The sequence below is a fragment of the Jiangella ureilytica genome (assembly GCF_004348545.1).
Lineage (GTDB): Bacteria > Actinomycetota > Actinomycetes > Jiangellales > Jiangellaceae > Jiangella > Jiangella ureilytica.
The window spans coordinates 23,845-45,759 of the sequence record NZ_SMKL01000021.1; the positions used below are offsets into that span (position 1 = coordinate 23,845).

Annotated in this window: 27 protein-coding genes; 17 read left to right on the forward strand and 10 right to left on the reverse strand. The window is 73.3% G+C overall.

The window, feature by feature from the left end:
- Positions 1 to 12 precede the first annotated feature (12 nt).
- The gene (locus E1212_RS11445; protein ID WP_162605426.1) at positions 13 to 1,170 is read left to right on the forward strand and encodes an ROK family transcriptional regulator; all 1,158 of its coding nucleotides are present in this window, start codon (positions 13 to 15) and stop codon (positions 1,168 to 1,170) included.
- Between the two features lie 10 nt (positions 1,171 to 1,180).
- Here E1212_RS11445 and E1212_RS11450 read toward each other — a convergent pair whose 3' ends face one another.
- The gene (locus E1212_RS11450; protein ID WP_131982443.1) at positions 1,181 to 1,756 is read right to left on the reverse strand and encodes a helix-turn-helix transcriptional regulator; all 576 of its coding nucleotides are present in this window, start codon (positions 1,754 to 1,756) and stop codon (positions 1,181 to 1,183) included.
- A gap of 119 nt (positions 1,757 to 1,875) precedes the next feature.
- Here E1212_RS11450 and E1212_RS11455 point away from each other — a divergent pair, with 119 nt between their 5' ends.
- Positions 1,876 to 3,015, forward strand: coding sequence for a M23 family metallopeptidase (locus tag E1212_RS11455; RefSeq protein ID WP_131982445.1), 1,140 nt, complete (start codon positions 1,876 to 1,878; stop codon positions 3,013 to 3,015).
- Between the two features lie 375 nt (positions 3,016 to 3,390).
- On the opposite strand, the gene E1212_RS11460 is transcribed toward E1212_RS11455, so the two are convergent.
- Positions 3,391 to 4,746: a dihydrolipoyl dehydrogenase family protein gene (locus E1212_RS11460; RefSeq protein WP_131982447.1), complete on the reverse strand. Its 1,356-nt coding sequence runs from the start codon at positions 4,744 to 4,746 to the stop codon at positions 3,391 to 3,393.
- Positions 4,747 to 4,843: 97 nt separating this feature from the next.
- On the opposite strand from E1212_RS11460, the gene E1212_RS11465 reads away from it, so the two are divergent.
- Positions 4,844 to 5,197 (forward strand): YciI family protein, encoded by a 354-nt coding sequence (locus E1212_RS11465; protein ID WP_131982449.1) that lies wholly within the window; start codon positions 4,844 to 4,846, stop codon positions 5,195 to 5,197.
- Positions 5,179 to 6,420, forward strand: coding sequence for an RNA polymerase sigma factor (locus tag E1212_RS11470; RefSeq protein WP_131982451.1), 1,242 nt, complete (start codon positions 5,179 to 5,181; stop codon positions 6,418 to 6,420). The genes E1212_RS11465 and E1212_RS11470 overlap by 19 nt, the downstream gene beginning before the upstream one ends.
- Here E1212_RS11470 and E1212_RS11475 read toward each other — a convergent pair.
- Entirely contained in the window at positions 6,384 to 6,650 is a 267-nt protein-coding gene (locus E1212_RS11475) for a type B 50S ribosomal protein L31 (protein WP_131982453.1), read from the reverse strand. The genes E1212_RS11470 and E1212_RS11475 overlap by 37 nt on opposite strands.
- 89 nt (positions 6,651 to 6,739) lie before the next feature.
- On the opposite strand from E1212_RS11475, the gene E1212_RS11480 reads away from it, so the two are divergent.
- From E1212_RS11480 to E1212_RS11490, 3 genes are all read left to right on the forward strand, one after another.
- Positions 6,740 to 6,949, forward strand: a complete 210-nt coding sequence (locus E1212_RS11480; RefSeq protein ID WP_131982455.1) for an FmdB family zinc ribbon protein — start codon at positions 6,740 to 6,742, stop codon at positions 6,947 to 6,949.
- A 111-nt stretch (positions 6,950 to 7,060) separates the two neighbouring features.
- Positions 7,061 to 7,936 carry a methyltransferase gene (locus E1212_RS11485; protein WP_131982457.1) on the forward strand — a complete coding sequence of 292 codons (876 nt, stop codon included), beginning with the start codon at positions 7,061 to 7,063 and terminating at the stop codon, positions 7,934 to 7,936.
- 501 nt (positions 7,937 to 8,437) lie between these two features.
- Positions 8,438 to 8,863, forward strand: coding sequence for an Hsp20/alpha crystallin family protein (locus E1212_RS11490; protein WP_131982459.1), 426 nt, complete (start codon positions 8,438 to 8,440; stop codon positions 8,861 to 8,863).
- Positions 8,864 to 8,950: 87 nt separating this feature from the next.
- On the opposite strand, the gene E1212_RS11495 is transcribed toward E1212_RS11490, so the two are convergent.
- Entirely contained in the window at positions 8,951 to 9,463 is a 513-nt protein-coding gene (locus E1212_RS11495) for a hypothetical protein (RefSeq protein WP_131982461.1), read from the reverse strand.
- A 123-nt stretch (positions 9,464 to 9,586) separates the two neighbouring features.
- On the opposite strand from E1212_RS11495, the gene E1212_RS11500 reads away from it, so the two are divergent.
- Positions 9,587 to 10,126, forward strand: a complete 540-nt coding sequence (locus E1212_RS11500; protein ID WP_162605427.1) for a GNAT family N-acetyltransferase — start codon at positions 9,587 to 9,589, stop codon at positions 10,124 to 10,126.
- A gap of 52 nt (positions 10,127 to 10,178) precedes the next feature.
- Complete coding sequence (locus E1212_RS11505) at positions 10,179 to 10,526, forward strand: DUF6401 family natural product biosynthesis protein (protein ID WP_131982465.1); 348 nt, start codon at positions 10,179 to 10,181, stop codon at positions 10,524 to 10,526.
- Positions 10,527 to 10,540: 14 nt separating this feature from the next.
- Here the strand turns inward: E1212_RS11505 and E1212_RS11510 are convergent, their stop codons facing one another.
- Together E1212_RS11510 and E1212_RS11515 are read right to left on the reverse strand one after the other, a co-directional pair.
- On the reverse strand, positions 10,541 to 11,407 hold the full coding sequence (locus E1212_RS11510) for a mechanosensitive ion channel family protein (protein WP_131982467.1): 867 nt from the start codon (positions 11,405 to 11,407) through the stop codon (positions 10,541 to 10,543).
- A 124-nt stretch (positions 11,408 to 11,531) separates the two neighbouring features.
- Positions 11,532 to 12,008, reverse strand: coding sequence for a VOC family protein (locus E1212_RS11515; protein WP_131982469.1), 477 nt, complete (start codon positions 12,006 to 12,008; stop codon positions 11,532 to 11,534).
- Between the two features lie 93 nt (positions 12,009 to 12,101).
- Between E1212_RS11515 and E1212_RS11520 the strand changes: the two genes are divergently transcribed.
- The 3 genes from E1212_RS11520 (at position 12,102) to E1212_RS11530 (ending at position 13,943) form a co-directional block, all read left to right on the forward strand.
- Positions 12,102 to 12,572, forward strand: coding sequence for a MarR family winged helix-turn-helix transcriptional regulator (locus E1212_RS11520; RefSeq protein ID WP_131982471.1), 471 nt, complete (start codon positions 12,102 to 12,104; stop codon positions 12,570 to 12,572).
- 84 nt (positions 12,573 to 12,656) lie between these two features.
- Positions 12,657 to 13,601 (forward strand): ribose-phosphate diphosphokinase, encoded by a 945-nt coding sequence (locus tag E1212_RS11525; protein ID WP_131982473.1) that lies wholly within the window; start codon positions 12,657 to 12,659, stop codon positions 13,599 to 13,601.
- A gap of 81 nt (positions 13,602 to 13,682) precedes the next feature.
- On the forward strand, positions 13,683 to 13,943 hold the full coding sequence (locus E1212_RS11530; RefSeq protein ID WP_131982475.1) for a hypothetical protein: 261 nt from the start codon (positions 13,683 to 13,685) through the stop codon (positions 13,941 to 13,943).
- 80 nt (positions 13,944 to 14,023) lie between these two features.
- Here E1212_RS11530 and E1212_RS11535 read toward each other — a convergent pair whose 3' ends face one another.
- Together E1212_RS11535 and E1212_RS11540 are read right to left on the reverse strand one after the other, a co-directional pair.
- Positions 14,024 to 14,344, reverse strand: a complete 321-nt coding sequence (locus E1212_RS11535; protein WP_131982477.1) for a rhodanese-like domain-containing protein — start codon at positions 14,342 to 14,344, stop codon at positions 14,024 to 14,026.
- Positions 14,341 to 15,024 carry an iron-dependent transcriptional repressor DtxR gene (locus E1212_RS11540; RefSeq protein WP_131982479.1) on the reverse strand — a complete coding sequence of 228 codons (684 nt, stop codon included), beginning with the start codon at positions 15,022 to 15,024 and terminating at the stop codon, positions 14,341 to 14,343. Before E1212_RS11540 ends, E1212_RS11535 begins: the two co-directional genes overlap by 4 nt.
- A gap of 194 nt (positions 15,025 to 15,218) precedes the next feature.
- Here E1212_RS11540 and E1212_RS11545 point away from each other — a divergent pair, with 194 nt between their 5' ends.
- The 3 genes from E1212_RS11545 to E1212_RS11555 all read left to right on the forward strand — a co-directional run bounded on the left by E1212_RS11545 (position 15,219) and on the right by E1212_RS11555 (position 16,901).
- Positions 15,219 to 16,019, forward strand: a complete 801-nt coding sequence (locus tag E1212_RS11545) for a ParA family protein (protein ID WP_203416759.1) — start codon at positions 15,219 to 15,221, stop codon at positions 16,017 to 16,019.
- Positions 16,016 to 16,300 (forward strand): hypothetical protein, encoded by a 285-nt coding sequence (locus E1212_RS11550; protein WP_131982481.1) that lies wholly within the window; start codon positions 16,016 to 16,018, stop codon positions 16,298 to 16,300. Before E1212_RS11545 ends, E1212_RS11550 begins: the two co-directional genes overlap by 4 nt.
- Positions 16,301 to 16,397: 97 nt before the next feature.
- A complete protein-coding gene (locus E1212_RS11555) occupies positions 16,398 to 16,901 on the forward strand; it encodes a 2'-5' RNA ligase family protein (protein WP_203416760.1) in 504 nt (167 codons plus the stop codon).
- Here E1212_RS11555 and nagA read toward each other — a convergent pair.
- Complete coding sequence (gene nagA, locus E1212_RS11560) at positions 16,898 to 18,043, reverse strand: N-acetylglucosamine-6-phosphate deacetylase (protein ID WP_131982485.1); 1,146 nt, start codon at positions 18,041 to 18,043, stop codon at positions 16,898 to 16,900. The genes E1212_RS11555 and nagA overlap by 4 nt on opposite strands.
- A 142-nt stretch (positions 18,044 to 18,185) precedes the next feature.
- Between nagA and E1212_RS11565 the strand changes: the two genes are divergently transcribed.
- On the forward strand, positions 18,186 to 18,878 hold the full coding sequence (locus E1212_RS11565) for a hypothetical protein (protein ID WP_131982488.1): 693 nt from the start codon (positions 18,186 to 18,188) through the stop codon (positions 18,876 to 18,878).
- Between the two features lie 1,008 nt (positions 18,879 to 19,886).
- On the opposite strand, the gene pdxH is transcribed toward E1212_RS11565, so the two are convergent.
- Positions 19,887 to 20,537 carry a pyridoxamine 5'-phosphate oxidase gene (gene pdxH / locus E1212_RS11570; RefSeq protein WP_238992316.1) on the reverse strand — a complete coding sequence of 217 codons (651 nt, stop codon included), beginning with the start codon at positions 20,535 to 20,537 and terminating at the stop codon, positions 19,887 to 19,889.
- Between the two features lie 180 nt (positions 20,538 to 20,717).
- Here pdxH and E1212_RS11575 point away from each other — a divergent pair, with 180 nt between their 5' ends.
- Positions 20,718 to 21,824: a citrate synthase 2 gene (locus E1212_RS11575; RefSeq protein WP_131982490.1), complete on the forward strand. Its 1,107-nt coding sequence runs from the start codon at positions 20,718 to 20,720 to the stop codon at positions 21,822 to 21,824.
- The last annotated feature ends 91 nt before the right edge of the window (positions 21,825 to 21,915 follow it).

Genomic DNA, 21,915 nt, shown 5'->3' on the forward strand with positions numbered 1-21,915 from the left:
AGGGGATGGCCCGTGACGGCGCTGCGCACCACCGGCCGGCCGGCGGCGACGCCCGGCAGCTCACCCGGCCGGCTGCTGCAGGTCATCCGGTCGCGCGACGACTGGACCCGCCAGCAGCTGCTGGCCGAGACCGGGCTGTCGCGCATGACGCTGTTCGAGCGGCTCGACCCACTGTTCCGGGCCGGACTCGTGCACGAGGCGGGCCCGGCCGGACCGACCGGTGGCCGCCCGGCGGCCCTGATCCGCTTCGCCGACCAGGGCCGCGTGGTCCTCGTCCTCGACCTCGACCACCACACCGCCCGGGTCGCCGTCACCGACCTCGCCGGGCGGAGCCTGCGCGAGCGCGAGCTGGCGGTCGACGTCGCCGGGCCACCGGACTCGGTGCTGACGACGGCGTGCGACGCGGGCGACGCGCTGCTGGCGGCGGGTGCGGCCGAGACGCTGGTCGGCGTGGGCGTCGCGCTGCCCGGACCCGTCTCGCCCGTCACGGGGCTGCTCCGCCCGGCGACGGTCATGCCCGGCTGGGACGGCTTCCCCATCGCCGCCGCCATCGCCGCCCGGTGGCCGGTGCCCGTACTGCTCGAGAACGACGCCCGGGCGCACGCCCTCGGCGAGGCCGCCGACCGCCCCGGCACGACGCCGCTGGTCGCGGTGAAGTACGCGCACGGCATCGGCGCCGGGGTCGTGCTCGACGGGGCACTGCTGTGCGGGTTCGACGGCGCGGCCGGCGACATCGGCCACATCCGGGTGACAGGTGATGACGCCGCTCCGCTCTGCCGGTGCGGGCGCACGGGGTGCCTGGCGGCGTTCGCGTCGGGCTATGCGCTGCTGCGGCGCCGCGGCGTCACACCGTCGTCGTCGGACGACCTGGCCGCGCGGCTGGCGGCGTCCGGCGACCTCCGCGACGGCGCCCGGCTGCTGGGCCGGACGCTGGCCGGGCTCGTGGCACTGGTGAACCCGCAGACCATCGTGCTCGGCGGATCGCTGGGACGGCTGCCGGTGGTGGTCGACGAGGTGACGGCGGCCGTGCGGGCCGACGCGCTGGAGCGGCTGACCGGCGACCTCGAGATCGTCGCGAGCACGGCCCGCCACCCTGCTGCCGTCGGCATGGCCGCGCTGGTCACCGGGCACGTCTACGCGCCGGCAGCCGTCGACGCGCTGCTCGCGTGAGCCGGAGGGGTCAGAGGGCGGAGCGGCGCCGGCGGGTCTGGCGCGCGGCCCAGTGGTCGATGACCGGCCGGGTCCAGAGCGGCAGCCGGTTGTTCAGCGTCGCGACGGGCGGGGGCATCTGGTGCCGGGCGTGGTAGGCGTTGACGGTGCTGCGGCTGACGCCGAGCAGCCGGGCGATCGCCGACGCCGTCAGCAGGGCCTCCGGGTCGAGCTCCGGCGCCGACAGCCCGACGACGACGGCGGACCGCGCCGCGATCTCGTCGATCGGCACCGCCAGGGGTTCGGCGGGGTTCAGCGAGAGCGTGCCCAGCGGGATGCACCAGCGCAGTTCCGGCCGCGCCTCGGGGCCCTCCAGCCAGGCCCGGTCCAGCAGGACGAACTCGCCGTCGTCGCGGGCGACGCGCAGGGCGCCCGCATAGCGCCGTCCGAACGTGACGTCCGTCGCACCGGGAACGGGCTGGCGAGAGGCGGTATAGATCCAGGATCCAGAGGTTCTCAAGTAGTTGCCGCCACCGGCCATGAGTTCGGCATCTGGCCAGGTCAGAGGCCGCAAGGCCACCTCGAGCTCGGCCCCTGCGTCGAGCATGAGAGCTCCCTCGGATTACAGCTATTGGTTGTAAAACCGGGCAAAGCCCGCTTACAGTAGCCGCCGATGACCGCAGACAGGAAGGGCCCCGAGTGACGAGACAATCACTGGGGCCGGTCGTGGCTGTAGCCGTCACCGCTTGTTGCCTCGCTTGGGGCATCACGGCGTCGACGGCCGCACCCGACCTCCGTGCCGAGTCCACGCCCTCCGTCGCGGAGGCGCAGGCCGACTTGGAGGCGGCGCAGGCTGCCTTCGAACAGGCCCAGCAGACGCGGCGGGCGGCCGAGCAGCGGGCCGAGCAGGCCAGCCAGGCCGCCGTCGACGCCCAGGCGGCCGCGGAGCAGGCCACGGCCCGCGCCGACCGCGCCCGCGGCGAGAGCACCGACGCCGCCGCGGCGGCCACGTCCGCCCGCGAGACGCTGGGCCGGCTAGCCGCGCACGCCTACATGACCAACACCGAGCTCAGCAGCATCATGCAGCTCGGCATCGGCGACCCCGAGGAGTTCCAGGCCCGGGCGGCCGGTGTCCAGGACCTCATGCGGGTCCAGGACGGCGTGCTCGCCGAGGCGGCCGAGTCGCAGGCCAACGCCACCGACGCCACCGCGCGCGCCGATGGCCACGCCGCCGCCGCGCAGGTGGCGGCCGACTCCGCCGCCCAGCTGAACGCCCAGGCCCAGGCCGCCCTCGACGAAGCCGCGACCGCCATGGACGAGGCCAGCGAGCAGCTGCGCACGATGCGCGACATCCATGCGGCCGCCGAGCAGGCGGCCGAGGAGCGCGAAGAGGCGCAGAACCAGCCCGACCGCGGCGAGGGCAGCGGCGGCGGTGGCGGCTCCACCGACAGCCCGCCGCCGTCGGGCAGCGGCGTCTTCCAGTACCCGTCGAGCGGCCGCATCACGTCGCCGTACGGCATGCGGGTGCACCCCGTGACCGGCGTGTACAAGCTGCACAGCGGCACCGACTTCGGCGCCGCCTGCGGCTCGCCGGTCTACGCGGCCTACCCCGGCACCGTCGAGTCGACCGGCTACGAGGGCGCCTACGGCAACCGCATCGAGGTCTCCCACGGCACCATCGACGGCATGGACGTCACCACGACGTACAACCACCTGTCGGCCTTCAGCTCCAGCCCCGGGCAGTCGGTGGCCGCCGGCGATCTCATCGGGCGGGTCGGCACCACCGGGTCCTCGACGGGCTGCCACCTGCACTTCGAGGTGCTGGTGAACGGCGACTTCACCGACCCGATGGCGTGGTTGCAGTAGATCCTCGTCGGTGGGGCTAGCCTCACCTCCGGGCACTGGTCAGCCCCATGGGGCCCGGCCGCGAACCTCCGTAGCGTCCTCACCATGCAGCAGCAACCACCCGGGCACCGAACCGGGAGCGTGAGGAATGTACGCGCTCCCACTGCGTAGTCTCCGCTCTCGCCGAGGGGGCTTCGCGGGCACCCTAGTGGCGCTCGCCTTCGGCGTCGCCATGATCATCGCCTGCGGCGGGCTGATGGAGACCGGGGATCCGCGCCGACGTCACGGCGCAGCGCCTGGCCGCGACCCAGCTGGTGATCACCGGCGAGGTCTGGTTCGCCACCAGGGGCCGCGCGGTGCGGGCGGTGGTCGCCGCCGGACTGACCGGAGGGGCGCTCAGAGCTCGCGCAGCGCGTCGCCGATGCCGCGGTGGATGGTCGGGTAGGCGTAGATCATGTGCTTCAGCTGCTCGACCGGGACGCGGCCGTGCACCGCGACGGCCAGCGCGCCGAGCACCTCGCCGCCGGTGGGCCCGGCCGACGTGGCACCCACCAGCACGCCCTGGTCGGTGTCGGCGACGAGCTTGATGAAGCCGTCGTTGCCGGCCTTGTGGATCCAGCCGCGCGAGGTGGACGGCACCTGCGTGCTGCCGGTGCGCACGGTGAGTCCGGAGTCGCGCGCCTGCGCCTCGGTGAGGCCGACGGCGCCGATCTCGGGATCGGTGAACGTCACCCGGGGCAGCGCGCGGTAGTCGGCCGGCGGGCCGTCCTGGCCGAGGATGTCGCGGATGACGATGTCGCCCTGGTACATGGCCAGGTGCGTGAACGCGCCGTGCCCGGCGACGTCGCCGACCGCCCACAGCCCGTCGCCGGCCCTCAGGCGGTCGTCGACCTCGACGAACTTCGCCGACGGGTCCAGCCCCACGGTGTCGGCCCCGATGGCCCCGAGGTCGCAGTAGCGGCCGACCGCCACCAGCAGCCGCTCGGCGCCGACCTCGGTGCCGTCGGCGAGCGTGACGGTGAACCGCTCGCCGTCGTGGCGCACCGACTCAGCACCCGAGCCCACCCGTACGTCGATGCCCTCGGCCTCGAGCACGCGGGCCGCCAGCTCGCCGGACTCGGGCTCCTCGCTGGGCAGCAGCCGCTCGGCCATCTCGACGACGGTGACCCGCACGCCGAACCGGGCGAACGCCTGCGTCAGCTCGAGCCCGACGGGGCCGCCGCCGAGCACGACCATCGACTCGGGCAGCTCCTTGATCTGGACGGCGTCGCGGTTGGTCCAGTACGGCGTGCCCTCGATGCCGTCGATGGGCGGGACGAGCGGCGCCGACCCGGTGCCGATGACCACCCCGCGGCTCGCCTCGTACACCGTCCCGTCGACCTCGACCCGGCCCGGACCGGCGAGACGCCCCCAGCCCCGGACGAAGCGTGCGCCCTTGCCGACGAGGCGGTCGACGGCGACCTGGTCGTTCCAGTCGTCGGTGGCCTCGTCGCGGATGCGCGCGGCGACCGGCGCCCAGTCGGGCGTGACCTCGGCGTGCCCGGCCATGCCGTCGACCCGCCGCGTCTCGGCCAGCAGGTCGGCCGCCCGCACCATCATCTTGGTGGGGACGCAGGCGTAGTAGGGGCACTCGCCGCCCACCAGCCGGCCCTCGATGCCGACCACGTTCAGCCCGTTCTCGGCCAGTGTTCCAGCGACGTGCTCGCCGCCCACGCCGAGCCCCAGAACGACCACATCGACCTGCTCGCTCATCGCACCTCCAGTCGTTGCCGCCGAGCCTATGTCGATTCGGGGACGCCTCGTTCGTCAAGGGTGATAGACAGCCACCGAGAGGGAAGGACGAGGCGTCATGAGGTACATGCTCATGCTGTTCGAACAGGACACCGACTGGGACGCGGTGCCCGAGGCCGAGCGCACGGCGGCCCTGGACGAGCACGCGGCGTTCATCGCCTATCTGAACAGCCGCGGCATCGAGCACTACGGCGCGGCGCTGCGGCCGTCGACGACGGCCACCACGCTGCGGCCGGCCGGCCCGGACCGGGACATGCTCGTCACGGACGGCCCGTACGTCGAGCTCAAGGAGAACCTGGCCGGCTTCTACATCGTCGAGGCGGCCGATCTCGACGACGCCGTCGAGATCGCCCGGCACTGCCCCACCGGCACCGGCACGGAGATCCGGCCGCTGTGGGACGCGACGAGCTGACGGACGCGGTCGCCGACGCGCACCGCCGGGGCTGGGGACGGGTCCTGGCGACGGTGGTGCGCGTCACCCGAGACCTCGATGCCGCGGAGGACGCCGTCCAGGAGGCATTCGCCGCGGCCCTCGAGCTCTGGCCGGATCAGGGCGTGCCGGCCGACACGACCGCCTGGCTGACCACGGTCGCCCGCAACCGTGCCCTGGACGCGCTGCGGCGGGAGCGGACGCTGGCCCGCAAGCTGCCGCTGCTCATCGTGCCCGGCGACGACGCACCGGCGGACGTGGAGCCGATCGAGGACGAACGGCTGCGGCTGATCTTCACCTGCTGCCACCCGGCGCTCGCCCTGCCGGCCCGGGTCGCACTGACGCTGCGGCTGGTCTGCGGCGTGCCGACGCCGGACGTCGCCCGGCTCTTCCTGGTGACTCAGCCGACCATGGCGGCCCGGCTGACCCGGGCGAAGAAGAAGATCCAGGCCGCGGGCATCCCGTACCGCGTGCCGGCGGCGCACGAGCTGCCCGACCGCTTGCCCGCGGCGCTCGCCGTCGTGTCGCTGCTGCTCACCGAGGGCCACACGGCCTCGCGCGGCGATTCGCTGCGGCGCCCGGAGCTGGTGCGGACGGCGACGGAACTGGCCGAGGTGCTGGCGGAGCTGATGCCGGACGAGGCGGAGGTGCTGGGCCTGCTCGCGACGGTGCGGCTGGCGGCGGCCCGGAGCGCGGCCCGGCTGGACACCGAGGGTGGTCTGATGCCGCTGTCCGCACAAGACCGTTCGCTCTGGGACCCGGCGCTGATCGAGGACGGGTGTGCGCTGGCCGGGCGGGCCATGCGGCGATCGTCGCCGGGACGGGCCGGTCCGTACGCGCTGCACGCCGCGATCGCCGCGGTGCACTCGGAGGCGCCGTCCTACGAGGCGACGGACTGGACGCAGGTCGTGGCGCTCTACGACCTGCTGCTGGCCGTGGCGCCGTCACCCGTGACGGCGTTGGCGCGGGCGGCCGCGTGGTCGCACGTCGCCGGGCCGGCCGCGGCTCTGGACGAGGTGACGGCGCTGGCCGCCGACCCGCGGCTGCACGGGTACTACGGCGTGCCGGCGGTCCGCGCCGACCTGCTGCGGCGGCTGGGCCGGAACGCCGAGGCGGCGGCCTCCTTTGCGGAAGCCGCCGCCTCGACCGCCAACGACGTGGAGCGCTCCTACCTGCTCGCTCGGGCCGCCGACCCGGCGCTGTAGCGCCGCCGGAACTTCTCGACCTGGCCCGCGGAGTCCAGGACTCGCGCCTTGCCCGTGTAGAACGGGTGGCTGGCCGACGAGATCTGCACGTCGACGACGGGGTAGGTGTTCCCGTCCTCCCACGCGACGGTCTGCTCGGTACGCGCGGTCGAGCGGGTCAGGAACGCGAGGCCCGCCTCGGCGTCGCGGTAGACCACCGGCCGGTACTCGGGGTGGATGTTCTTCTTCACGACGACCTCCTTCTGAATGTCATTCTCAACAACGCCACGGCGGGCCGCGGCATTCCCCGAGGCCGGGGCTCGGCCGGTATCCTCGAACCGTGCCGACCTACGAGTTCCGCTGCCGCGCCTGCGGCTCGACCTTCGACGTCGTCCGGCCCATGGCCGCGGCGAGCGCCCCGGCGCCCTGCCCGGCCGGCCACGCCGACACCGTCAAGCTGCTCACCACCGTGGGGCTGTCCGGCCGCGCCGGTGCCGCTCCGGCCGGTGGCGGCGGCGGATGCTGCGGCGGCGCCTGCGGCTGCGGCTGACCCGCCGGGCCGCCACGATTCTTGCGTGGCACGCATAATGGCTTCCCCCGTCGCTCTGCGCGTGCTTGACTGAGAGTGATTCTCAGGCAAGGGCGTCGAGGGGGCCGCGCCATGAACCACCAGACCATCGTCATCAACTGGGCCGAAGAGGCCGACCGGCTGTGCGCCGCCGTCGCCGACGACGCCGCCTGGTACGCGTCCGTCGCCCGCGAGCTGGCCAGACCCAGCGACCGGCTGGCCGTCGACATCGGCTGCGGCGGCGCCGGCATGGCCGTCGCACTGGGTGCGGCGCTACCGCCCGCGGCGTTCGTCGTCGGCGTCGACGTGGACGGCAACGTGCTCGACGCCGCCCGGCGGCGCATCACCGAGACCGGCGTCGACGACGGCCACATCCGGCTGCTCCGCGCCGATCTCGACACCGACCTCAACGTACTGCCGGCGGTCGCGCACGGCGCGGACATCGTCTGGGCGTCGTCGTCGATCCATCACCTCGCCGACCAGCAGGCCGCGATCGACGCGCTGGCCGCTCTGCTGGCGCCGGGCGGCCGGCTGGCGCTGGCCGAGGGCGGGCTCTCCGCCCGCCACCTGCCCTGGGACGTCGGGGTCGGCGAGCCGGGCCTGGAGGTGCGGCTGGAGGCCGCCGAGGACCGCTGGTTCACCCGCATGCGCGCCGGCGTGCCGGGCAGCGTGCCGATGCCGTACGGCTGGCCGACGGCCCTGCGCCGCGCCGGCCTCGTCGACGTCGCCACCCGGACGTTCACGTTCGAGCGCCCGCTCCCGCTGAGCGATCAGGACCTCGGCTCGGTGCTGCAGAGCCTGCGTCACCGCGTCGACCGCGCACACGCAGACGGCGAGCTGCGACCGCCCGACAAGGCGGCCTGGGACCGGCTGCTCGACCCCGGCGACGACGCCTGGCTCGGTCGCCGCGACGACGTGTACTCGCTCAGCGCGAGGAGCGTCCACCTCGGCCACCGCGCGGCGGCGTAGACCCGAGCCATCGGCCACCCGCCGCGCGCACCCGAGCCGCCGACCACCCCACCGAGTCGAAGCACGGGCGCCGGCGGTCACCCCCGAGACGAGCACGGGCGCCGCCGCCGACGACCTCACCGCGGCAAGCAGGGGAGCCGACGGTCACCCGCCGCTGCGCGCCCGAGCCGCTGCGCTCGTCGCGAGGGACTTTCACCCGCCAGAGCGGGGAAAACTCCCTCCCGGCGCCGCATCGAGGCCCGGCGAACCTCGAATGCGCAGGCGGGCCACGCTCCGCTCGTCCCGGTCACCTGCCGCGCAGCGACGCCGCCGCATCGGCGCTGTCGGCGCCCGCCCGTAGGGTGGGTTCCCTCCCAACCGGGCGGGGACCAGAACCCGCCATCGAGGACTCGACCTGCGGCGGATCGCCCACGGCGAACGACGGGAATTGAGCGAGGTCGACTCAAGTTATGCGTGTCAGACCTGGTGATCCCAGGTACTCGATCACGAAGGAGAGTCGCCATGAGCACCACACTCGTACCGTTCGCCGACGTCGACCGGCTGTTCCGCACGTTCTGGGACGCCCCCGTCACCGCCGGCTCCGCCAAGGGCTTCGCGCCCGCCGCCGACGTCGCTCGCGAGGGCGACGACCTGGTGGCCCGCTTCGACCTGCCGGGCATCGACCCGGAGAAGGACGTCACCGTCGAGGTCGAGGGGCGGCGGCTGGTCGTTCGCGGCGAGCGCCAGGACACCCGCGACGAGAAGACCGCCGGCCGCCGGGTCCGTGAGGTCCGGTACGGCAACTTCCGCCGCACCGTCGCCCTGCCGGTCACCGTCGACCCGAGCGCCGTCAGCGCGAGCTACGACGCCGGCGTCCTGACCGTCACCGTGGCGGGCGTCTACGCGGGCACCTCGCCCACGCGCATCGAGGTGCAGCGCGCCGCCTGATCCGCGTCGCGGATGAGCACATGAGAACGGCCGGGGCGGTCCACACGGACCGCCCCGGCCGTTCGCTGTCCCCGGGTCCCGTCGGGGTCAGCTGGAGGGCTCGATGCCCACGACACTGTCGACGCGGAACGGCGTGCCCTGCTGGCAGGTGGTCATGAGGGTCTCGTCGACGGTCCCGGTGACCTGCACCTCGCGGCCCGACGCGATGAGCTCCTGGTCGCCGCCGAGCAGGAGGTAGCCGTCGAGCAGCCAGCAGCCGGACTCGACCCCGGCCTCGGGGAAGCCGGTCAGCTCGGTGGAGCCGGGCAGCGTGGTGGGCTGCGGCACGGGCGCCTCGGTGCCGGACGGGTTCGGCTGCGGCTCGCCGCCGGGGGTGGTGGGGTCGCCGGACGGACCGGTCGGGTCGCCCTGGCCGGGTTCGGTGGGGCCGTCAGTGGGCAGGCCCGGGTCGTCGGTGGGCAGCCCCGGCGACGCACTCGGCCCGCCGGTCGGTGTCACCTCCGACGTCGGATCGTCGCCGCCCGTCGCCGGGACGTCGCTGCCGCAGCCCGCGAGCAGCAGGACCGCCGCGGCAGCGACGGTCGTGAACAGCCGATCCATCCTCACGATGATCAGACGTCCGACGCCGGCTCCCGGTTCCGACGCCCGCCACTGCCCTCCTTTCCCTCGCGGGACTCGCGGCCACCTGGGACCATGCGGTCGGCTGCCTCTAAGCTGGGACGGGTGATCTGGACCGTCGCCACCGACTACGGCCCCATCGTCGTGCGCGAACAGATCGAGCCCGACGACGAGCCCGGCATCCTCGAGCTCTTCGCCGCGTGCGACGACTGGTTCGAGGCGGTCACCGGCGGGCCGTCGGGCCACGGCGACGTACAGGGCCTGTTCTACTCGCTGCCTGAAGGCCGCTCGTTCGAGGACAAGCGGCTGTTCACCGTCCGCGACGGCGACAAGATCGTCGGGCTGGTCGACGCCGTGCTGGGGCACCCGCACCGCAACGCCGTCGCCGTCGGCCAGTTCCTCGTCGCCCCGTCGCACCGCGGCCGCGGCCTCGGCACCGCCGTCGCGTCCGTCCTGGTCGGCGAGGCACGCGCGGCCGGCCTCGAGGAGGTCACGGCGACGGCGCACGACGCCTGGCCGGCGGGTCAGGCGTTCCTGCGCGCGCTCGGCTTCGCCATCGGCCCGGTCACCGAGCCGGCCGGCAACCGCGCGACGACGTCGGGCGAGCCGGCGGTCCGCCGCGCCACGCTGTCCCTCGGGGCCTGAACCCGTCACCCCCCTTCCGGGTGCGGGCCGGCGGTTCGTAGCCTGGACGCCCATGAAGTGGTTGACCTCCCACCGGCAGACGACCCGCGCCCGTCAGGAGCTCGCGTCGCTCGCGGCCTCCATCGGCATGGAGACGATGCCGGCGTGGGCGCCGGGACTGCTGGCCGAGGTCGACCAGCACGCCGCAGCGGTCCGGGACATCCTCATCCTCGGCAACGGCGGCCTGGGGCCGGTGGAGCTGGCCGGGTACGCGGGCGGCGTCGAGGACGTCGCCCGCGAGCGCGGGTGGCGGCCCGGCGGCCACGACTGGGTGTCGCTCCGGCTGGCCGGCGTCTGCCTGCTGGCCATGACCCCGGGGGCCACGGCCAGCATCGAGGACGGTGACGCCGCGCTCTCCTGAGCGCCGCGCCCGATCTACGGATACTCCTCCCGCGGCGGGCCCGAGTACGGGGCGTCCGATCCCGTCGCCGGCCTGCTGGTGCCGGTCGGCGAGGTGGCCGCCGGAGGGACGGCGGTCGCCGGCGGCATGTCGCGCGGCTCCGACGGCGGCATCCCTGCCGGCGTCTCGTGGGCACGCAGCGCGTCCTCGCGGCCGCGCTGGTAGGCCTCGCCGCGGGTCCGCGCCTCCGGGATCTCGCGTTCCGCACGACTCAGCCAGCGTTCCCAGCGCTGCTCCATCGGCCGCAGCATCCCGCCGCCGACCCCGACGATGATCACGCCGGCGACGGTGGCGAGCACGGCGATCAGCACCGGGGTGGTGACGGCCGTGGCCACGCCGATCTGGTTCAGCGCCGCGATCACACCGAGCGCGATGACGAAGACCTGCACGATCCGAGCGACCAGACGGCCGTAGCTCAGCCCGCTCAGCGCGCTGCCGACGAGATCGCCGAGCGCGCTCGCCACCGCCGTCGCGACCACCACGATCACCACGGCGACGACCGCCTGGGGCAGCCAGGCCACGATGTCGGAGAGCAGGTCGCTCACCGGGTTGGGCCCGAAGATTCCGAAGGCCATCTGCAGGGCCAGCAGCAGCACCGCGTAGTACACCAGCGTCGCGATCAGGCCACTGGCGTCGTACCTCGACTGCGCCAGGGCCCGCCGGACGCCGCCGCGCTCCACCGCGCGATCGAAGCCGACCCGCTCGAGAACCACATCGACCAGCTTGCGCAGCGCCTTCGCGACCAGCCAGCCGATCAGCAGGATCGCCAGGAACGCCACGAACCTCGGCAGCCAGGTGATCACGGCGTCGAGCGCGTTGTTCCAGGACTGTTCGATGTCCATCCGGCTCACATCCTTCCGGGCCGGGCCTGCCCACCGCCCTTCGGCGGCCGGACCCGTGCCCTCCGGCTCGGGACGCCGATACCCCGACGGCGCGATCCCAACCGAACCGGTCCGGACGGGTGCGCTAGAGCCGCAGCGCCCGCGGCGGCGACGCCAGCAGGTCCGCGTCGTCCCAGTCCATGCCGGGCACGTCGACGTAGAGCTCGATCTCGTTGCCGTCCGGGTCGGCGATGTACAGGCTGTGCGTCACCACGTGGTCGGTGGCGCCGAGCACCGTCGCACCGGCTTCCTGCAGCGTCCGCAGCGCCTCGCGCAACTCCTCGTCGGATGTGCCGATCTTGAGGCCGAAGTGGTACATGCCGACCCGGCGACCGGCCGGTAGCGTCGCGGCGTCGGGGCCGACCTCGATGAGCAGCAGCTCGTGGTGCGTGCGGCCGGACGGCGCGTTGAACATCGCGAACGGCGCCGGCAGCGGGCCGGACCCGTCGCCGCCGGGCTTCGGCAGCACCTGCCGCCAGCCCAGCACGTCGCGGTAGAACGTCACCGAGCGCTGGATGTCGCGCACGTAGAGCACGACGTGCCCGAGTTCCTTGACCTCCATGACCCACTCCTCGTCCGCCTGCGCCGGGCACGTCCCCTCGTCCGCGCCCGACGCAGAAATTTGAACTCTCAACTATCATCGTATGCTGGTGGCGTGAAGGCAACACGGTGGCTGAGTGACGATGAACAGAGGGTGTGGCGGAGCTACCTGCTCGCGAACCAGCTGCTGTGGGCGTCGCTCGACCGGCAACTGCAGCGCGACGCCGGCATGCCGCACGCGTACTACATCATCCTCGCGATGCTCTCCGAGGCGCCGAACCGCGAGCTGACCATGTCGCAACTGGCCAAGGTGGTCATCTCGTCCCCGAGCCGGCTGTCGCACGCCGTCGCCAAGCTCGAGCAGGCCGGTTGGGTACGCCGCCGCAAGCACGAGACCGACGGCCGCACGACCCTCGCCTCGCTCACCGACGACGGGTTCGCCGTACTGGCCGCGGCCGCGCCCGGCCACGTCGAGGAGGTCCGCAGCATCCTCTTCGACCCGCTCACGCCCGAACAGGTGGACCAGCTGGGCGCGATCGTCTCGGCGATCGTCGCCGGCCAGGACGGCCGCCCTCCGCACCTGTGAGAATGCTTCCGAACGGCGGCAGCCGCAGCCGGCCGACGACGCCCCCGAACCACGCCGACACGACGCGAGAGAGGGCCTGAGACCATGCGCGACATCGCCGTCTTCAGCGGAAGTGCCCACCCCGACCTGGCCGCGGAGATCTGCACCCAGCTCGGAGCCGCCCTCAACCCCGTCCGCATCCAGCGCTTCGCCAACGACTGTCTCGAGGTGCAGCTGCAGGCCAACTGCCGCGAGCACGACGTGTTCCTGATCCAGCCCATCGTGCCGCCGGTGCAGGAGCACCTGGTCGAGCTGTTCCTCATGCTCGACGCCGCCCGGGGCGCCTCGGCCGCGCGCATCACCGTCGTCATGCCGCACTACGCCTACGCCCGCTCGGACAAGAAGGACGCGCCGCGCATCTCGATCGGCGGCCGGCTCATGGCCGACCTGCTGACCACGGCCGGCGCCAACCGCGTGCTCGCGATGACGCTGCACTCGCCGCAGGTGCACGGGTTCTTCAGCGTCCCGGTCGACCAGCTGCACGCGCTGCGCGAGCTGGCGGCGCACTTCCAGGCGCACGACCTCTCCAACACCGTCGTCGTCTCGCCCGACCTCGGCAACGCCAAACCGGCGTCGGCGTTCGCGCGCATGCTGGGCGTCCCGGTGGCGGCCGGGGCGAAGCAGCGGTTCGCCGACGACAACGTCACCATCAGCGCGATCATCGGCGAGGTCGCCGGCTGCGACATCATCGTGCTCGACGACGAGATCGCCAAGGGCAGCACGCTGATCGAGCTGATGGACCGGCTGCGCGAGCGCGACGCGCGGTCCATCCGGATCGCCTGCACGCACGGGCTGTTCGCCGGCGACGCGCTGCGCCGGCTCGGCGACCAGCCCGACGTCGAGGAGATCGTGTGCACCAACACCGTGCCGCTGGCGAACGGCACGACGCACCCGAAGCTGACGGTGCTCTCGGTGGCGCCGCTGCTCGCCGAGGCGATCCGGCGGATCCACAACGGTGAGTCGGTCAGCGCGCTCTTCCACGACGCGTGAGAGCTAGGTCACCCGCGGCAGTGGGACCAATCCGGGCAATTACCGGACGAGGTCCGGAACCGCACCCCATACTCGGTGCTCATGACGAGGAGTCAGTTCGAGACCATGTCGGACTTCGCCGACCCGCTCACCGCCGTCACTCGCCGCGGCACGCTCGTCCCCGCCCAGCGCGAGGGGTTCATCGAGCTCGACGCCTCCGGTGAACGGTTCGAGCTGCTCGGACCGTTCGACAACGCCGCCGAGCTCGGCGACGACGTCGAGATCACCGGCGTCGTGGCGCCCCAGGGCCGCGGGAAGCGCGGCACGCCGGCCATGCTCGTGCGGCACGTCCGCCGGCTCTGACCTCACCCTCTCGTCACCGGGGAACGACGAAGCGGGCGGCCGCACGGCCGCCCGCTCCTCGATGTCTCCGAGCGCGCCTGCTACTGCGGCAGGCCGGTCTCGACCGGGTGCCCGGCGCGGATCCAGGCGTTGGTGCCACCGGCGACGTTGCGGACGTCATAGCCCTGGGCGTCGAGGTAGTCGGCCACCTGCCCGCTGCGCCCGCCGACCGCGCAGACCACGTAGACAGTGCGGTCGCGGGGGATGTCGTCGATCTGCTCGATGACCGAGCCCATGGGGATCAACTGCACGCCCGGGATGTGCGCCTCGACGTACTCACCCGGCTCACGGACGTCGACGATGGTGGCGCCGTCCTTCCACTGCGCCACGAGCTCGTCGACCGTGACCTCGCCGGCGCTCACGGGACGCTCACGAAGATGTGCGCGGCGTCGGCCGCCGACAGCTCGACGGTCTCGGTGCTGCGCACCTGGATGCCGTTGTCGGTGGTGGTGGCGCGTACCGTGCGGCCCGGCACGATCTCGGCCTCGCGCAGGCTGGCCAGCAGCTTCTCGTCGACCTGCAGCGGCTCGCCGATGTGGCGGACGGTGACCTCGGCGCCGTCAGTGGTGCCGGCCTGGCGCAGTTGCCGGACACCGGCGCGGAAGTCTTCGACCACCGTGGCGCTGCCCAGCTCGGCCAGGCCCGGGATGGGGTTGCCGTAGGGGTCGGCCGACGGCTCGTGCAGGAGGTCGACCAGACGCCGCTCGACCGCCTCGGAGACGACGTGCTCCCAGCGGCAGGCCTCGTTGTGCACCAGCTCCCAGTCGAGCCCGATGACGTCGACCAGCAGCCGCTCGACCAGGCGATGCTTGCGCATGACGCGCATGGCCAGCAGGCGGCCCTTCTCGGAGAGCTCGAGGTGGCGGTCTTCGTCGACGTGGAGCAGGCCGTCGCGCTCCATGCGGGCGACGGTCTGGCTGACGGTGGGCCCGGACTGGTGCAGCCGCTCGGCGATGCGCGCCCGGAGAGGGACGATGCCTTCCTCTTCGAGCTCGAAGATCGTCTTGAGGTACATCTCTGTCGTATCGATGAGGTCGCTCACCGGACGGCTCTCCTCGCATCACTCAGAAGTCGAAATGACCTAGGGCCTCGTGGTGCCATCGGTCGCGCGCAACTTGCCGGGGTCGGGTTGATACCTCCGAGCTTATCGCGACCGCGTCTCGTTTTCCGGCTCCGCTCAGGTCAGCGGCCCTGAGGCCGCTGACGGCGGGTGCTCGATCGTGGGAGGATCACCGGGTGCAGGTCGTGAGCGTGCTGAGCCTCAAGGGCGGCGTCGGGAAGACGTCAGTCACCCTCGGGCTGGCCGGGGCGGCCGCGGCCCAGCACCTGCGCTGCGTCGTCGTCGACCTCGACCCTCAGGCCAACGCCACCACGGTGCTCTCGCCGGGCGAGGTGATGTTCACAGCCAACGACGTCCTGGCCGGCGACCACGCGGTGTCCATCAGCGACGCCCTCGCCGTCAGCGGCTGGGGCGAGCCGGTCAGCGTCCTCGCCGGCGAACCTGCGCTCGAGCGGCGCAACCATCCGCCCGACGGCGTACCGGGCCGCCACCACGTGCGCACCGCGCTCGCCGGCCTGCGCGACACCGACCTCGTCCTGCTCGACTGCCCGCCGAGCCTCGCCGAGCTGACCCGCAACGCGCTGGCCGCCAGCGACGCCGCGCTCGTGGTCACGGAGCCGACGGCGTTCGCCCTCGCCGGTGCCCAGCAGGCCCTCGACGCCGTCGACGCCGTCCGCCGGTCGCACAACCTGCGGCTGCGCCCGGCCGGCATCGTCGTCAACCGCTTCCGCGCCGGCTCCGCCGAGCACCGGTTCCGTCTCGACGAGCTCATCGCCGCCTACCGCGAGCTCGTCATCGACCCCGTCCTGCCGGAGCGCTCGGCCGTCTCGCGCGCACAGGGCGCCGGGCTGCCGGTCCAGCGCTGGCCGTCGCCAGGCGCCCGCGAGGTGGCCCGCATCTTCGCCGGCTACCTCGGGCTCGTCATGAGCGCCGCCGGGTCCGGTGCCGGCCCGTTCTCGAAGGGGGCGTCGCGATGAGCGGCTCCATGCCCGCGCCGCGGCCGGCGCTGGTCCGTCAGCCCGACGGCACCGTCCGCGCCACGGCCACGCACCTGTCGTCGCTCGCCGTCGACGAGACCGCCGTCGCCAAGGCGGTCAAGAAACACAAGAAGAAGGCACATGCGGGCGACGACGGCGCCGAACTGCTGGTCCCGCTGTCCAAGCGCGACCGCAAGCGGCTGCGGCGCAAGGCCGATGCCTACGGCTGGACGGCCGAGGAGGCCGCGGCGCACGTGCTGCGCGCCTGGGCCGACGACTGAGCCCCGCGCCGACCGCGAGATCCCGAGCGGCGGCGAGTCCCACGAGGGAGAGGGAACCAGCCGGGGATTCACGGTCCTGCAGGTCCCCGTGCCGGCCGTGGAGTCGTTCGTCCGGGACCGCTACGAGCACTACGACCGCGCCTACCTGTCGGCCGACCCCGCCTTCACGCACGCGCACATCACCGTCCTGGCGCCGTTCCTGCCGGCACCGGACCCGGCGGCCCTCGGCGTGGTGGGGGCGATCCTGGCCGGGACCGAGCCGATCACGTTCGAGCTGCGCCGCCTCGAGACGTTCCCGAACGGCGTCATCTACCTCGCGCCGGAACCGGCCGAGCCGTTCCGCCGGCTCACCGAACGGTTCGTCGCGGCGTTCCCGCAGTGCCTGCCGTACGGCGGCGCGTTCGCCGACATCGTCCCGCACGTCACCCTCGACCAGCGCTCGGCCGAGGTCTCGGTGGAGTCGACCCGGGACCGGCTCGGGACCACCGTGCCGGTGACCTGCGTGGCCGACAGGGTCGACCTCGCGTGGTACGAGCCGCACCGGTGCCGGGTGCTGACGAGCTGGCCTCTGGGAGGCCCGAGCCGACCCGGCTACAGCTAGGCCTCGCTCCACTCCCCTCGGGCCATGACGGCCTCGACGGTCAGGTCCGGGGCGAGCACGACGAGGTCGGCGTCGAGCCCCGGGGCGAGCGCGCCGGTGCGGTCGTCGATGCCCAGCAGCCGCGCCGGGATCGCCGACGACGCCCGCACCGCCTCGGGCACGGTGAACCCGGCCCGCTCGACGGCGAACCGGAACGCGCGGTCCATGGTCAGCGTGCTGCCGGCGATGGAGCCGCCCTCGACCAGCCGGGCGACGCCGTCCTCGACCCGCACCGCGAGCCCGCCGAGCACGTAGTCGCCGTCGCCGATGTCCGTGGCGTCCATGGCGTCGGTGACGAAGGCGACCCGCCCCGGACCGGATGCTGACGCCGTCGCCGATCGGACCAGGCCGGCCACCGCGGGGTGCAGGTGGACGCCGTCGAGGATGAGCTCGACGGTGACCCGCTCGTCCTCGAGCAGCGCGACGATGGGCCCGGGGTCGCGGTGGTGCACCGGCGCCATGGCATTGAACAGGTGCGTCGCGACGGTGGCGCCCGCGTCGATGGCCGCGCGGGCGGTGTCGTAGGTCGCGTCGGTGTGCCCGACGGCGGCGACGGCGCCCGCCGCGGCGACCGCGCGGACCGCGTCGAGGCCATGCTCGAGCTCCGGCGCGACGGTGACCATGCGGACGGTGCCGTGCCCGGCGGTGAGCAGGCGCTCGACGGCGGCCGGCTCCGGCGCGCGCAGCGTCCGCTCGTCGTGGGCGCCCTTGCGGGCCGGCGAGATCCACGGCCCCTCGAGGTGGACGCCGGCGAGCAGGCCGTCGTCGGTGAGCTCGGCCAGCGCCCGGACGTCACGCTCGAGCGCGTCGTACTCGCCGCTGACCAGGCTCGCGACGACGGAGGTGGTGCCGTGGCGGCGATGGGTGGCGACGAACGTGTGGATCGCCTCGGGGTCGGCGCCCACGACGGTGCCGCCACCACCGCCGTGCGTGTGCATGTCGACGAAGCCGGGGATCAGCCAGCTTCCGGCCAGATCGCGGTCGGCTGGGGTGGGCGACGGGCCGTGGCCCAGCGCGGCGATGCGGCCGCCGTCGACCCGCAGCCAGCCGTGCTCCACCACGCCGTCGGGCGTGACCATCCTCGCGCCGGCGATCACCGACATCCGCGTTCCTCCCGGTTCGATCCGTGTCGGACCGCACCGTATCGCGTGGCGGCCCCAGGAGGCCGGTGTGTGGAGCGGGCTCGGGTGGCTGTGCAGCGGCTTGCCCGGGCACGACGACTCCCTTGTCCTAGGCTGGGGCCGCATGACGCTGACGGTGCAGTCGCGGTTCCGCGGCCCCACGACATCGGGCAACGGCGGCTACGTCGCCGGTTTGCTGGCCGCGACGTTCCCGGGCGGCGAGGGGCCGGTCACCGTCACGCTGCGGACGCCGCCGCCGCTGGAGACGCCACTGTCGGTCGCGCCCTCCCCGGAGGGTGAGGGTGTGTCGCTGCTTCACGGGCCGACGCTGGTCGCCGTCGCCGCTGGCGGTGCGCCCGAGGGTGACCTGGTCGCCGTCGAGCCGGTCGCCGCGTCGGAGGTGGCCGCGATCTCGGCGCGGTACCCGGGGTTCTCGGCGCACCCGTTCCCGGAGTGCTTCGTCTGCGGCCCGGACCGCTCCCCCGGCGACGGGCTGCGGCTGTTTCCCGGCCGGGTGGGCGACGGCCGGACGGCGTGCGCCTGGTCTGTGGGCGCCGATGTCGCGGGTGCGCCGGAGTTCGTGTGGGCGGCGCTCGACTGCCCCGGCGGCTGGGCCGCGCCCATCGAGGGCCGCCCGATGGTGCTCGGCCGCATCACGGCTCTGGTGTCGGATGTGCCGTTGCCCGGCGAGACGTGCCTGGTCATGGGCGCACTCGTCGGCACCGAAGGCCGCAAGACCTGGACCGACTCGACGGTCTACGGCTCCGACGGGCGCGTGCTCGGCCAGGCCCGGTCGACGTGGATCGCGCTGCCGTGACTCGTGCCCGGTTTGTTCCCGTGTTCACCGGGCGGAAAAGACGTTGCCGGAGGGCGGGGGCGTTGCTTAACGTTGGGGGCACACGGAGAGGAGGTGGTCCAGTAGATGAATAGCTATCGGACTTGTGAGGTGGCTGCTCGCTAGCAGCCCTGCTCGACGCAGGACTTGGGGGTGACCCCCGCGTTCGCCGGCCTGGTTGCTGGCACTACCGAGCAGTCACCCGACCCGTGGGCTCCCGGCGCTGGTCCGTCCGGGCCACGTCCGCCGACCGTGTTGGTCAGCGGAGTGGAAGCAGCCCACGGGTCGTCCCATTTCCGGGCCCGTTCTGCCGGTTGGCCGGGGGTTCGAGGTTCGCCGGGGTGATGAGGTGGGCTCCCGTCCCCCTGCTGCCCATTCTCTTAACCCCGGGCACCCGCCTCAAGCCGGCGCCCTCTGTGGTCACCTCGCCGCTGCGCTTGCGGGGCTTCGGCTTGACCCGGGCACCCGGGGCCTAAGAACGGGCAGCTATCAGGGGGACGGGGAGACCCTGGGCACGCCTCGCGGCCCGCGTCCCCGTTCGCGTCCCCGTTCGCGTCCCCGTTCGCGCCCCCGTTTCGCGCCCCCGTATCGCGCGCCCGTTTCGCCCGGTTGGCCCGGTTCGCCGGACTCTGCACCGCGATGATCATCGGCGATCCGCTACATCACCAGGCGTTCTGCCGCTTCACCAGGCGTTCTGCCGCTTCACCAGGCATGCAGGCCTCGTGAAGCGGCAGAGAACCTCGTGATGGCCCCGCGAAACGCGCCAAATCCCACATCGCGGACGCACCAAGGCCCGCCGACCCCGCGCCCGTCGCCAGACTCGCCCCGTCCCCCTGATAGCTGCCCGTTCTTAGGCCCCGGACGGGCGGGTCAAGCGGACCCCCACGGCGCGAAGCGCCACCAGGGTCCGCTTGAGGCGACCGTCCGGGGCTAAGAGAATGGGCAGCAGGGGGACGGGGAACCCCACGCAACCCCACGCACCAAGGACGCTCAGGGGGCCAGGCGCTCCACGATCCATTCCTGCTCCGGACCGCGGCGGTAGCGAAGGCGGTCGTGCAGGCGGGCGACGCCGCCTTGCCAGAACTCGACCGTGTCGGGCACGACCCGGAAGCCGCTCCAGAAGTCGGGCAGCGGAACCTCGTCGGGGTAGCGCTCGGACATCTCGGCGGCCAGCGCCTCCAGTTCCTCCCGCGTCGCGATGACGCTGGACTGGCGGCTGGCCCAGGCGCCGATCTGCGACTCCCGCGGCCGGGTGCGCCAGTAGGCCCGCGTGGCCTCACGTGACACCGTCGACGCCGAGCCGCAGACCAGGACCTGGCGTTCCATGGCGATCCAGGGGAAGCACAGCGAGACGCGCGGGTTGCCGGCGATCTCGGCGGCCTTGCGCGAGCCGGTGTTGGTGAAGAAGACGAAGGCGCCGTCGTCGATCCCTTTGAGGAGCACGGATCGGCTGCTCGGCTGGCCGCCGGGGCCGACGGTGCCGAGGACCATGGCGTTCGGTTCGGCGATGCCCACGGTGACGGCGTCGTGCAGCCAGGCCCGGAACTCGTCGAACGGATCGGGAGCGAGGTCGCGCTCGAGTAGGCGTCCGGCGGTGTAGCGCCGGCGCATCCGGGACAGTCCTTCCTCCACGGCGTCCACTCTGTCACCTCGACCAGACCGAACGCCCGCCGCAGCCGGTCGACCAGGGGCGATCACAGGAACGTGGGCAAGGCCACTGTGGGAAACCGCACATTCACATTGTCGCAACTTGTGGAGTGCCACCAGTTGCGGGGCATGATGGGGTGGGGGCCCGCGAGCGCACCACGAATGGAGATGTCAATGACCGAGGTCAAGCATGGCCTTGAGGGTGTCGTAGCGTTCGAGACGCAGATCGCCGAGCCCGACAAGGAGGGTGGCGCGCTCCGCTACCGAGGGGTCGACATCGACGACCTCGTCGGCCGGGTGCCGTTCGGCAACGTCTGGGGGCTCCTGGTCGACGGGAGTTTCGACCCCGGCCTGCCGCCCGCCGAGCCCCTGGACCTGCTCATTCGCACCGGCGATGTCCGGGTCGACGTACAGAGCTCCCTCGCCGCACTGGCTCCGCTGTGGGGCTTCAAGCCGCTGCTCGACACCAGCGACGAGGACGCCCGCGACCAGCTGGCCCGGTCGGCGTCGACGGCGCTCAGCTTCGTCGCCCAGTCGGCCCGGCACATCGCCGGCGAGGCGCCGGTGCCCGACGACGTCGTCGCTCAGGCCGGCAGCATCGTCGAGCAGTTCATGGTGCGCTGGCGCGGCGAGCCCGACCCCCGCCACACCGCCGCCGTCGATGCCTACCTCACCTCGGCCGCCGAGCACGGCATGAACGCGTCGACGTTCACCGGCCGGGTGGTCGCGTCCACCGGTGCCGACGTCGGCGCCTCGCTGTCCGCCGCCGTCGGCGCCATGAGCGGCCCGCTGCACGGCGGCGCGCCCTCGCGGGTGCTGGCCATGATCGAAGAGATCGAGCGCACCGGCGACCCCCTCGGCTACGTCAAGGGCGTCCTCGACCGCGGCGAGCGGATGATGGGCTTCGGCCACCGGGTCTACCGCGCCGAGGACCCGCGAGCCCGCACACTGCGCCGGGTCGCCCGCGAGCTGGGCGCGCCGCGCTACGAGGTCGCCGAGGCGTTCGAGAAGGCCGCGCTGTCCGAGCTGCACGAACGCAAGCCCGACCGCGTGCTCGCTACCAACGTGGAGTTCTGGGCCGCCATCGTGCTCGACTTCGCCGAGGTCCCCGCCAGCATGTTCACCTCGATGTTCACGTGCGCTCGTACCGCCGGCTGGTGCGCGCACATCCTCGAGCAGAAGAAGACCGGCCGCCTGGTCCGCCCGTCGGCCATGTACACCGGGCCGGGCGCACGCACGCCCGACACCGTCGCCGGCTGGAACCTCTCCTGGGCCGCCTGAGCAGCACACTCGTACGCCGCCACGCGCCGGTCCGTGTCAGGTGACGGACCGGCGCTCGCATGTCCGGTGACATGCGGCACAATGGCCCACT